Annotated in this window: 7 protein-coding genes; 2 read left to right on the top strand and 5 right to left on the bottom strand. The window is 71.6% G+C overall.

Annotated features, from left to right (window positions below; translation table 11 throughout):
• The first annotated feature begins 193 nt into the window (after positions 1 to 193).
• Positions 194 to 916 (top strand): FAD binding domain-containing protein, encoded by a 723-nt coding sequence (locus ABT085_RS17575; RefSeq protein WP_351607978.1) that lies wholly within the window; start codon positions 194 to 196, stop codon positions 914 to 916.
• 18 nt (positions 917 to 934) lie between these two features.
• On the opposite strand, the gene sbnA is transcribed toward ABT085_RS17575, so the two are convergent.
• Genes sbnA through ABT085_RS17550 form a run of 5 tightly spaced genes read right to left on the bottom strand, consistent with a single transcriptional unit; the run spans position 935 to position 10,006 of the window.
• Entirely contained in the window at positions 935 to 1,981 is a 1,047-nt protein-coding gene (gene sbnA, locus ABT085_RS17570) for a 2,3-diaminopropionate biosynthesis protein SbnA (protein WP_351607975.1), read from the bottom strand.
• Between the two features lie 35 nt (positions 1,982 to 2,016).
• A complete protein-coding gene (gene sbnB / locus ABT085_RS17565; RefSeq protein WP_351607972.1) occupies positions 2,017 to 3,096 on the bottom strand; it encodes a 2,3-diaminopropionate biosynthesis protein SbnB in 1,080 nt (359 codons plus the stop codon).
• Entirely contained in the window at positions 3,093 to 4,097 is a 1,005-nt protein-coding gene (locus ABT085_RS17560; protein ID WP_351607969.1) for a TauD/TfdA family dioxygenase, read from the bottom strand. The genes sbnB and ABT085_RS17560 overlap by 4 nt, the downstream gene beginning before the upstream one ends.
• Positions 4,098 to 4,128: 31 nt before the next feature.
• The gene (locus ABT085_RS17555) at positions 4,129 to 7,383 is read right to left on the bottom strand and encodes a non-ribosomal peptide synthetase (protein ID WP_351607966.1); all 3,255 of its coding nucleotides are present in this window, start codon (positions 7,381 to 7,383) and stop codon (positions 4,129 to 4,131) included.
• A 13-nt stretch (positions 7,384 to 7,396) separates the two neighbouring features.
• On the bottom strand, positions 7,397 to 10,006 hold the full coding sequence (locus ABT085_RS17550; RefSeq protein WP_351607963.1) for a Pls/PosA family non-ribosomal peptide synthetase: 2,610 nt from the start codon (positions 10,004 to 10,006) through the stop codon (positions 7,397 to 7,399).
• Between the two features lie 441 nt (positions 10,007 to 10,447).
• On the opposite strand from ABT085_RS17550, the gene ABT085_RS17545 reads away from it, so the two are divergent.
• The gene (locus ABT085_RS17545) at positions 10,448 to 12,007 is read left to right on the top strand and encodes an acyltransferase family protein (protein WP_351607960.1); all 1,560 of its coding nucleotides are present in this window, start codon (positions 10,448 to 10,450) and stop codon (positions 12,005 to 12,007) included.
• Positions 12,008 to 12,060: the final 53 nt, after the last annotated feature.

Raw genomic sequence — 12,060 nt, 5'->3', positions numbered from 1 at the left:
CACATGGCGGGGGACGGTACGGGGGCCCCGGGTCACGGCGGTGTCCGCCCCGGCCGTACGCGACGGGCGCGCGGAACAAATACGTGAGCCCTGTATGCGCCCCCGTTCGCAGGGGCAGGATACGCAGAGTCAGTGATCACCTGGCCGAGTCTCGCCCCCGACCCCAACGTCCCAGGAAAGCAGGTCGGCTGCCGTGCTGTTGCGTCTGCCCACGTCCGTGTCCGAGGCCCAGGAGTGCATAGCCGAGGGAGCCGTGCCGATCGGCGGGGCGACCCTGGTGTGGGCCACCTGGCAGCGGGACGGCTTCCCCGAACAGGCCATGTCGCTGCGTCAGGTGCCCGAGGCCGGTGTCGTGGAGCGCGAACTGCTGGGCGCGGCCGTGGTGCTCAACCGGATCGACGACCGGGTACCGGACGCGATGCGCCTGGCGGCGGCCTCGGTGGGGACCGGCGCGGTGCGCCGTACCGCGACGGTCGGCGGCAACCTCGTGGGCAGCACCCTGCGGTGTCTGCTGCCCGCCGCGTTCGTGCTCGACGCACGGGCGACGGTGCTGGATCCGGACAGGATCTACGAGACCGACCTGGCCGAGGTGGTGGCGAAGCGTCACCCTCTGCTCAGCGTGCGCTGGCGCGAACCGCTGGCCAGCGGCTATCTCAAGCTGTCCGGTGAGGCGGGCGGACCGCCGCCGCTCGTCGTCGCCGCGGCCGTGCACGCCGACGGCGCGGGCGGGCGCCGTCTGCGGGTCGCCGTACGTGACGGCTACGACGTACTGAGCGAGAGCACGGCGGCCGACACCGACGCCGACCGGGCTCTGGAGTCCCTGTCCGGCACCGTCGTGGGCACGCTGGGTCCCGCCGCCCGGGAGGCGGTGCACCGGCAGGTCACCGACGTGCTGGCCCGCGCGGCCGGGCGCTGAGCACGCGGCCGCCCGCCGTCAGGCCCGCCCCGTACCGCCGCCGCGCCGGTCGCGGCCGTGCGGGGCGGCGCGGCCGCGGGGGCCCGAGGAGACGACAGTCGTGCGCGGTCCGGGCTCCAGTACCTGGTCGCCGTAGAGATCCTGGAGCCAGTTGGTCTGGTAGATGGTGTCCAGGTAGCGCTCGCCGAGGTCCGGGGCGACGGCCACCGCGGTGATGCCACGGGTGTCGTGCCGGTTCAGCCAGTCCACGGCGCCGCTGACGACCGTTCCGGTGGAACCGCCGAACAGGAAGCCGCTCCTGGCCAGCCGGTGGCAGGCACGGATGGTGTCCGCCTCCTCGACCTTGATCACCTCGTCGACGTACGACTCGTCGAGCAGCGGTGGCCGCATGCTCATGCCCAGGCCGGGGATCATCCGCCGCCCCGGCTCGCCGCCGAAGGCCACCGAGCCCACGCTGTCCACGGCGACGATCCGGACCGAGGGGCTGTGCTCCCGGAAGTAGCGGGCGCAGCCCATCAGTGTCCCGGTGGTTCCCGCGCCGATGAAGAGCACGTCCAGGCGCGGGAACTCGTCGGCGATCTCCGGCGCCGTCGTCCGGTAGTGCGCCAGCCAGTTGCCCGGATTGGTGTACTGGCTGAGCCACACATAGCGGTCGTCGGAGGCGCAGAGTTCACGGACGTAGTCGAGGCGCGCGCCGAGGAAGCCCGTGTCGGCGTTCATCTCCGCTATCACGTGCACCTCGCTGCCCAGCGCCTCCATCAGCAGCCGGGTCGACAGGTTGCAGCGGGAGTCGGTCACGCACAGGAACCGGTAGCCCTTGCTCGCGGCGATCATGCTCAGGGCCACGCCTAGGTTCCCGGACGAGGACTCGACCAGGATCGAGTCCCGGGTGAGGATCCCGTCCCGCTCGGCCGCCGTCACCATCTCGTTCGCGGCCTTCAACTTGATGGAACCCGCGAAGTTGAAGCCCTCGCACTTCAAGTAGAGCGGATGCCCGACGATCGACCGGAGGTCGACGAAGAGCCGACTTTCGTTGAAGGCGTAGGGAGCGGAGATGACGGGCACGGTGACCTCCAGATGCCAGAGCCGGGGAAGTGCCTTCAGCCGTACCGGCGCAAGTCGTGGAAGAAGTCGTCGATGACGTGGAGCTCTCCCGTCCGGGCCACCTCGTCGTACACGTACTTGCCGACGGCCAGATCGAGGACGCCGAGCCCGAAGGGCGAGAAGATCACCGGTCGGTCGGCCGGCGGGGTCACCCGGCCGGACATCACGTCGTCGAGCGTGCCGTCCAGGAAGTCACGGCTGCCGGTGAGCTGCTCGGCCAGGTGGGGGGAGGTGTCGGCCTTCAGGCAGTGTTCGACGTCGTCCACGATGTTGGCCGAGGCGAGCAGGATCTCGGGGGCGAGGTCGCGCAGCGAGACATGCAGGACCAGCGGGTTGTGCGCGAACCAGGCCGGGTCGGTGACATGGGGTGCCCCGGCCACCGTGGCGAAGACCACCAGGTCGCTGGAGCGGATCAGCTTCTCGGCGCTGTCGTGGACCGTGACCGGTGCGGTGCGCCCCGGGGTGCCGTCCTGCCGCAGGTAGCCGCAGAATCCGGCGGTGCTGTCCGCGGACACGTCGTGGACGCCGACGGTGTCGAATTCCCAGCCGGTGGCGGCCAGGAAGGTGTGGATGTAGCGGGCGATCAGGCCGGTGCCGACGAATCCGATCCGGGCCGGGCGGGGCCGTCCGCGGCTGAGCCGGTCGGCCGCCAGCGCCGCGGACGCCGCGGTTCTGGTGGCGCTGATGACGGAGCTCTCCAGGACGGCGAAGGGATAGCCGGTGTCGTGGTCGTTCAGGACGAGGACCGCGGAGGCCCTGGGCAGTCCCTCGGTCACGTTGCCGGGGAAGCTGGAGATCCACTTCAGGCCGTCCACGCGCAGCGGCCCGCCCAGCGACGCCGGCAGCGCGATGATCCGGGCGGTGGGGCGGTCGGGGAAGCGCAGGAAGTACGACGGCGGGTTGACCGTGTCACCGGCCCCGTGCAGCCGGTAGGTGGCCTCGACCAGTTCCACGATCTGCCGTTCGCGCCCGGCGAGCGCGCGCTGCACCTGGGCGCCGGAGATCACCGCGAAGGCCGGTGCCGAAGCGGGCGCGGCGGGGCCGGTCCGGGTGGCGGGAGAGGGCAGCGCCGTCATCGCCGGCTCGCCTCCGGGGTCGGCGCGCAGTCGGCCAGGCGCTGCGGCTCGGCCATGCCGACCAGCACCTCGCGCTCTCCGGTGAAGGCCTCTCTGCTGTGCGCGGTACGGATGTTGTCGACGAGCAGCACGTCACCGGCCTGCCAGGGCTCGCGCCGGGTGTGGTCCTCGTAGGTGGCGTTGAGGAGCTGGACGATGTCCTCGCCGATCGGGGAGCCGTCGCCGAAGCGGGTGTTGAACGGCAGTCCGTCCGCTCCGTACTCGTCCACCAGGTATTCGCGCACCTCGGGGGCGAGGGTCCACTCGTTGAGGAAGGCGATCTGGTTGAACCAGCAGCGCCGGCCGGTGACCGGATGGGTGACCACGGCGCTGCGCAGCTGCCGGGTGCGCAGGGATCCGTCGGGCTGCCAGGCGAAGTCGATGTCCTGGGCGTGGCAGTAGTGCTCGACGGCCGCGCGGTCGTCGGTGCCGAAGGACTCCTCCAGGGAGGCGCCGATCTCGTCGTTGTAGCTGCGGGTGAGCATCCAGCCCTCGCGTTCGAACCGTTCCCGCAGCGCGGACGGCAGCGCCTGGAGGACCTGTTCGGCGTCCGCCACGGCGGTCGCGCCGCCCTGGCCGGGCGCGCGCAGGCAGGCGAACAGCATCAGGCCGGGGATCTCCAGCCGGTAGCTCAGCTCGTGGTGCATGCACATCGGCTGGTTGGCCGGCCAGGCGGTGGTGGAGTACAGGCCGGGGCCTCGGACCTCGCGGGGGGCGAAGGCCTCGCGCTCCGTCATCGGGTCGCCGGCCAGGGCCGCGAACACGGCTCCGGTCCGCTCGGCGTCCCGCAGGTCCAGGCCGCGCACGAGCAGTGCGCCGTGTTCGGTGACGCGGGCCCGCAGCGTGTCGCGGTTCTCGGCCGCCCACCGGGTGGCCTCGGCGGGGGCCTCGACCCGCAGGATCGGCGGCGTGCCCGGTCGCAGGTCCACTTCGGGCAGTGCTGCCAGGGAGGAGGACGACATCTGGATTCCTTTCGGTTGGCGGCCGGACGGCTCAGCGGGAGGCCGGTGATCGGTGGTCCCGCTGCACCGCCCGGGCCGCCGCGGCCGGACGGGTGCGCAGGAAGTAGTGACCGCCGTCGGGGAGCCGGTACACGTCCACGTGCTCGGCCAGGAGCTGCCAGTCGCGGTGGCGTTCGGCGGACCCCGCCGTGATCGGGTCGTCGTCGGCGACGACGACGGTGACCGGCGCGGACAGCCGTACCGCCGGGGGGTGGTCGAGGGCGTCGGCGAGGTAGTGGTGCGCGGCCACGCAGTCGTGCCGGTAGGCGGCCCCGATGTGCTCGGCGTGCCGGGCGTCGAGTTCGTCCAGTTCGGTGTAACCGCCGTCCGCGCTGAGCCTGGCGGCGATCTCGGCGTTGCTCTGCTTCGCCAACGCCTCGACGGCCGAACGTCTTTCGCCGGAGGAGCCGAGCAACTGGGCGGCCAGGAAGACGCGTTCCACGCTCACGCCGCGCTCCGCCAGTCTCCGCGCGGTCTCGACGGCCGGCGCGGCGCTGGAGGAGTGGCCCCAGAGCAGGACCCGGGTGAGGCCGCGTGCGGCGATCTCCGCGGCGGCCTGCTCCGCGATCTCCTCCAGGGGCGCGAAGGGTTCCTTGCGGGAGGCCAGGTCGTGGCCGGGCAGTTCGACGGCGTAGACGGGCAGGCCCTGGGCCGCCAGGGCGCCGGCCAGCGGCTGGAAGTTGACCGCGTTGCCGCCTGCGTAGGGGAAGCACACCAGGGCGCGGTCCCGGGTGCCGGCGGGCTCCGACAGGGGCTGGAGCAGCCCGGGGCGTTCCCGGGTCGCGCCGTCGAGGAGCGCGGCGAGGTCGGCGAGCACCGGATGGCGGGTGATCTCCTTCAGGGACACCGCGCGGTCCAGGGCCAGGGTGAGCCGCACGGCCGACAGCGAGGTGCCGCCGGACTCGAAGAAGTGGTCGTGCCGGCCGATGCGGTGCTCGGGTACGGCCAGCAACTCGGCCCACACTCCGGCGAGTTTGCGTTCGGTCGGGGTGTGCGGGGCGCTGCGCCGCTGCTCGGCGGCCTCGCCGCGCGCGGTCTGGTCGGCGAGCGCGGTCAGTGCCTTGCGGTCGGTCTTGCCGTTGCCGGTCAGGGGCAGGCTCTGCTGCCAGTGGAAGGCGGAGGGGACCATGTAGGCGGGCAGGACGGCACTCAGGGCCGTCCGCAGGTCCTCCGTGCGCAGTCGCTCTCCGGTGTGGAAGGCGATCAGGTGGGCGCCGCGGCCGGGCTGCTCGGACACCACCACCGCGCCGTCGCGTACCCCGGGCACCCGCAGCAGGGTGTTCTCGATCTCGCCGATCTCGATCCGGAAGCCGCGGATCTTGACCTGGTTGTCGCGGCGGCCGAGGAACTCCAGTTTGCCGCCGGGCTGCCAGCGGCCCCAGTCGCCGCCCAGGTAGAGCCGTCCGCCGGGCTGGTAGGGGTCGTCCCGGTAGGCCTCGCGGGTGCGTTCGGGGTCGTTGACGTATCCGCGGCCCACGCACACCCCGGAGAAGGCGATCAGCCCGGGGGCGCCCAGCGGCACCAGCGCCAGGTGTTCGTCGACGACGTGCACCCGCACGTTGTTGACCGCGGGGCCGAGCAGCACCCGGTCCGGCACCCGGTCCATGACCTCGTGGTTGGTGTCGTCCGAGGTCTCGGTCAGTCCGTAGGCGTTGACGAGCCGGATCCCGGGCCGGACCGCGAACCAACGCTGGACCAGTTCCCGTTTGAGGGCCTCGCCGGTGACCGACACACAGGTCAGGTCGGGCAATTCGCGCGGGTGCCGCTCCAGGTAGGTCACCACCACCTCCAGGTAGGAGGGCACCATCTGCACCACGCCCACCCGGCCGCGGACGAGGGTGTCGACGTATCGCTCCACGTCCACCACGGCGTCCTGCTCGACCAGCAGGGTGCGGCCGCCGACGAGCAGCGCCGACAGCAGCTGCCACAGCGAGATGTCGAAGCACTGGGGGGCGGTCTGCGCCACCACCCGGTCCTGCTCGATCCCGAGGTCGTCGATCTTGGCGTAGAGGTGGTTGAGCATGCCCGCGTGCTCGCACATCGCCCCCTTCGGCTCGCCGGTGGAGCCGGAGGTGAAGTAGATGTAGGCGAGCTGGCCGGGCGTGACCTCGACCCCGAGGTCGGTGTCGTCGTGCTGTTCCGCGTACGCCGCCTCGATCAGCAGCCGCTCCACCGCGGGCAGCTTCGCCAGTGCCCGGTCGAGGGTGTCGGTGCTGCCGGTCTCGGTCAGCACGAGCCGGCATCCCGACCGCGACAGGGTCGCCTCGACGCGTCCCGCGGGGAAGTGCGGCTCGATGGGCAGGTAGACGCAGCCGGCCTTGAACACGGCCAGCACCGCGGCCAGCCAGTCGAGCCGGCGTTCGGTGACCACGCCGACGACCGCCTCACGGCCGAGTCCGCGCGTGCGCAGGGCCCGCGCGAGGCGGTTCGCACGGGCGTTGAGTTCCCCGTACGTCCACGAGTGTCCGCCGTGCACCGCCGCGACCGCCTGCGGATGGGCGCGCGCCCGCTGTTCGAACAGTTCGTGGGCCCGCGCGTCGGGCAGTTCGCGGCTGGGTCCGGCCAGGGCCTGGAGCTGGTAACGCACCTCTTCGGGCGGGAGCAGGCTCTGCCGGGCGTGCGCGGCGTCCGGGTCGGTGGTCATCAGCCGCAGCGCGCTGACGTGGTATCCGCCGATCCGGGCGGCGGAGTCGGCGTCCAGCGCGTCGGTGCGATGGCGCACCCGCAGCACGGGGCCGGTGTCCCGGTCGCACCAGCCGACACCGAGCACCACGTCGTCGGCCGGCCCGGGGTCGGCCCCGGTGGGGTCGAACACGATCTCGTACGACGGCTCCGTCGTCCCGAGCTCCCGGCGCAGCTCGTCGACGGGAAAGTCCCGGTGCTCCAGCAGTTCCGCCTCGGCGCGGTGGACGCCCGCCACCAGCTCGCGCCACGAACCGGGGGCGAGGCTGAGCCGGCACGGCAGCGGGCCGGTGCCGGACCCGGCGGCGTAGCCGGTCACCACCTCCTGCTCGCCGGAGAGGGCGGACAGCACCTTGGCGTGCGCGGCCAGCAGCAGGGAGGTCACCGGTACCCGCCAGGCACGGGCCAGTTCCCGTACCGCGTCCGTGACGCCCTCCGGCACCGCCGCCACGTACTCGGCGACCCCGGCGGCCGGTTCCGGGGCCCACCGCGGCACCGCGGTGCATCCGCCGGCGGCCAGCGTGTGGCGCCAGTACTCGCGGTCCGCCTCCAGGTGCGTTCCCATGGGGTGGCCTTCCTCAGCTCGCGGTGGCAGCGTCGTCATCGGTGCGCCGGGTCCCTTCCCGGTCCGCCGGGCCCGTGCCGACGGACCGGGCCGGTGCGTCGGACATCTGCCCGGCGGGGTTTCCTCCCCAGCGGGCGTACGGGGGGACTTCCTCGCCCTTCATCAGGAAGGAGTCGGGCGCCAGGACCGCGCCGTCCCCGATCGTCACGCCGTAGTGCACATGTGCGCCGACGCCGAGGGTGCAGCGGGCGCCGAGGGTGGTGTGGTCGGACTTGAAGGTGCCGTCCTCCTGGGAGTGGCACTGGATCTTGCTGCCCACGTTGAGCGTGCAGTCGTCCCCGATCGCGGTGAGCGTCCGCTCGGTGATGTGGCAGCCGTCGTCGAAGACCCGCCTGCCGATGCGTACGCCCAGCAGTCGCCAGACGACGCTCTTGAACGGGGTTCCGTTGAAGACGTTGAGATAGTTCTCCGGGACCTTCCAGAGCCGCTCCTGGCGCCAGAAAGCCGGATCGTAGATGGAGCACAATTGCGGGCGTAGTCTGCGGAAGGATCCAATGCAGCGCTCGCACAGCACGAAATAGAGCGTGGTGAGGGTGAGGGTGATCGCGATGTATGCGCCGAGCACCACATGTCCGAGTGTTCCGTACAGGGTTTCCGTGGCGAGTCCGAACGCCGTGAGCACAAAGACGTGGAACCACCTCACGAGGAGGAACAGCAGCAGTGTGCGCGTGTTGTAGCGGTTCTTCGCGGCCAGGTGGCGGCCGAGTTCCTGTTCGGTCCTGAGATGGTCGAACTGGACGTCGCGCTCGACCGTCCTGGGAATTTCGAAGGGCGGCGATCCGAGCAGCCCCACGCCTTCCCGGACCGGACCGTCGAGGGGCACCATCACCTTTGTCGCGAGCAGACAGTTCTCTCCCGTCCTGCCCCCGGCCGGATAGACGATGTTGTTGCCGATGAAGTTGCGCGGGCCGATCGACGCCCGGGAAACCCGGAAAGACGTGCTGGAGAAATCCGCGTTCACGATGGAGAGCCCGTCCGCCACCATCGTCCCGGTGCCGACGCGCACCAGATACGGGGTTTCGTGCTGCACCTCCGTGCCGAAGTTGGAGCCGGTCTGCTCGATGCGCGAGAGATCGTAACCGAGGAATCGAAGATAGTGGACGATGTAGGAACTGTCACCGAACAGCCAGGCGAAGAACTTGATGTTCGTCATCCGTGCGGCCGCCCGGTGCGCCGCGTACCGGAATCCGTACAGCGGATAGGTCCGGTCGGGTTCGACCACGAGGCCGACCAGTCGTGGCACGGTGAACAGCACGGCCAGTCCCAGCACGACGAACCCGAAGAACAGCACGGCGGAAAGGAGCACGGCGTCGGTGAAGAATTCCGACGGCGAATTCATCGGCGTGTCCGACTGGATCCGCTTGCCGAGCGCGGGGATCTGCGCGAACAGCATGTACATTCCGCCGACGGCCAGCGGCACGTACAGCAGGAACATCTGCGCCAGGGTGACCAGCCCGAACCAGGTCCGGCGCAGGGTGCCGCACCTCGCCGGCGCGACCCGCACGTAGTCGATCCCGGTGGGCTCCGCCGGGGAGCCGTGCATGCGCCGGCCGGCGGGCACCGACTGGCCCGGGTACAGGGACGAGGCGTGGCCCAGCTGGGCTCCGTCGCCCATCGCGGTGTCGATGTCGAGGACCGTCTTCTCGCCGACGAACACGTCCCTGCCGAGGGTGACCGGGCCGGTCCGGATCCGTCCGGCATGCGCGCGGTAGCCGAGGAACGACGCCTCCTTGCGGATCACCGTGCCGGAGCCGATGGTCAGCAGGTCGGTGCAGACCGGCACGGAACGGGACAGGATCGTGACCCCCGCGCCGATCCGCGCGCCGAGCGCCCGGAGGTAGAGCACGTAGAGCGGATTACCGACGAAGAACACCATCGGGTTGGCGTGGAGCAGCACCTTGACGAGCCACAGGCGGACATACGCCAGGCCCCACAGCGGGAATTCACCGGACTTCCAGCGGCCGACCAGAATCCATTTGGCCGCGATCGGGAACAGACACAGGAGCAGGAAACCGACGCCGCCGAACAACAGCGACCGCACATAGATGTCGACCAGCCCCGAACCCGACGCGACCCATTCGTAGCCGCTGGCGGTGACAAGGCCGAAGAAGAACGAATATCCCAGGAAGACGAGCAACTGGACGGCTCCACAGAACACATAACGCCCGGTGCTCCCCGGCGTCGCCTCCGGGGAACGGCCGGTCGCCGCCGGCGACGCCGTGGGAATCGGCGTGACGGCGGGGGCCGGGGCGGTCGTGACCGCGAGGGCGGCCGCCAGGCTCCTGATCGTGGGATACCGGTAGATGTCCTTCATGGAGGCGGGCGGCAGATCGGACCGCTTCCGGACCCGTGCGCAGAACTGGGCCATGACCAGAGAGTTGGCCCCGAGGTCGTCGAAGAAGTGGCTGTCGGCCGGCACATGGTCCGCCTTCACGACACCGGCGAGCACTTCCGCGAATTCCCTTTCGGTGTCCTCCACCGTCGGGCCGGCACCATTGCCACCCCCGGTCACAGCGGCTCCGTCCAATCCGGATATAAAAATATCGGACGACTGATCTACCATGTGCACTCCTGAGGACATTTCCTCGAACAATGGCCCCAGATGGCCGCCGGTCCATTGTCCCCGCGCTCTGAAGAACGGCACGGACCGGGCCATCCCGGCAGCCACGAGGCCGTGCGCTCTCATTGATCACGAATCCATGGCCTACAGTCTCGGCCGTCCACCGTCAGGTTGCCACTTCGCACCCACCGAACGGAAACGACACCGCCGCCCGGCGGCCGTAATTCCTTGGACCTTTCCACCACCGGCGTAAGCCATGGATCACCCGTACGGCCGCTTCCCGGGCGGGCCCGGGGCAGATCCCGGCCAGGGAGGCGGCCAGGTCGTACGGGTGTGCCGCGCCCGGTCACAGGTGTCACGGATCCGCCCCCTGCGCGGTGGCGTCCGTGTGATGTTTCGGCGGCGGGCGTCATGAACGCCGAGGAAGCGGCAAGGTTGCCTTTCATGCTCGGCACGAAACATCCCCCGGCGCAGGAGACCCAGACGACCGCGGCGGCGCGGGCGTCGCCGCACACCGGCCCGTCGGCCGCGGCCGACGCCGCCTCGGCGGCCCGCGCGCCCGCCCTGCCGTCCCTCACCGGTCTGCGGTGGGTGGCGGCGCTGCTCGTCTTCGGACTGCACGTGCGCAACGCCGGTTACTTCGGCGGCACCGGCGGACGGATCATGACCTGGGGGTTCGGGCCCGGCGGCAGCGGGGTGTCGTTCTTCTTCGTCCTGTCCGGCTTCGTCCTCATGTGGTCCGCCCGGCCCGCCGACCGCGCGTTCGCCTTCTGGCGGCGGCGCATCGCCCGTGTGTACCCGGTCCACCTGGTCACGACCGCGCTGGCGCTGCTCATGGCGTACGGCCCGGGCATGTTCACGATGCCCACGCCCCGCCAGGGCCTGGCCAACCTTCTGCTGGTGCACTCCTGGTGGCGCCCCTGGTGGCAGACGCTCGACCCGGTGAGCTGGTCGCTGGCCTGCGAGGCCTTCTTCTACGCCCTCTTCCCGGCGCTGGCGTTCGTCCTGCGCCGTCTCGGTGCCCGCGGATCGGCGGCCGTCGCCGGGGCGTCGGCGCTCGCGGTGCTGGCGCTGACCGCCTGCGACCCCCACACCTGGCTGGGCGGACAGCTGTACTCGCTGCCCGCGGCCCGGCTGCCCGAGTTCGTCCTCGGTGCCGCCGTGGCCCGTACGGTGCTCCTCGGACGGTGGCGCGGGCCGGGCCTGGAGGCCTCGCTCGCCCTGACGATCATCGGCTACTTCCTGGTGCCCCAGATCACCCCCGGTCACTCCGCCACCGCCTGCACCCTGCTCGGATTCGCCCTGCTGATCCCGGCGGCCGCCGTCGCCGACCTGCGCGGGCTGCCCTCGCTGTGGCGGCACCGGCGGCTGGTACGGCTCGGCGAGCTCTCGTTCGCCTTCTACATGGTGCATCTGCTGGTGGTACGCGCCGTGCGCAGCCTGGTCGGCACCGGCCCGCGCTTCGGCGTGCCGGAGGGCCTGGCCCTGACCGCCGCCGTGTTCGCGGTGTCCCTGGGACTGGCCTGGGTCCTGTACGAGGGCGTGGAGCGCCCGGCCAGACGGCTGCTGCTGCGCGAGGGGCGCCGTGCGCGCGCCGACGGTACGGCTCCGCGGGCCCGCACCGGGGAACCCGGCGCCACAGCGGCCCGTGCCGGCACCCCGGAGGCCGGTGCGCCGGCAGCCGGTGCGCCGGAGGCCCGGGCCACACAGCCCTGCGCCCCGGAGGCCCGGGCACCGGAAGGCCGGGCACCGGAAGGCCCGGCCACGCAGGCCGGTTCCGCGCAGGCCAGCGCCGCGCAAGCCGGTTCCGTGCAGGCCAGCGCCGCGCAGGTCAGTGCCGCACAGGCCAGTGCAGCGGAGACCGGTTTCGCGCATGCCGGTTCCGCGAAGGCCCGTGCCGCGAATGCCTGTGCCGCGCCGGCCAGCGCCGCGCAGGTCAGTGCCGCGAAGGCCGGTTCCGCGAAGGCCCGAAGTGGGCCGGAGGCGGTCGCACCGGACGCGTAGTCCGCCGTCCGGGGCGCGGCCCCGAAGGTTCCGGGGGCGCGTGCACCGGCGAC

Origin of the sequence: Streptomyces sp. NPDC002265, from assembly GCF_040296125.1 — a bacterium.
Lineage (GTDB): Bacteria > Actinomycetota > Actinomycetes > Streptomycetales > Streptomycetaceae > Streptomyces.
The sequence above is the reverse complement of the archived record's forward strand: the minus strand, read 5'-3'. Positions and strand labels throughout refer to the sequence as shown.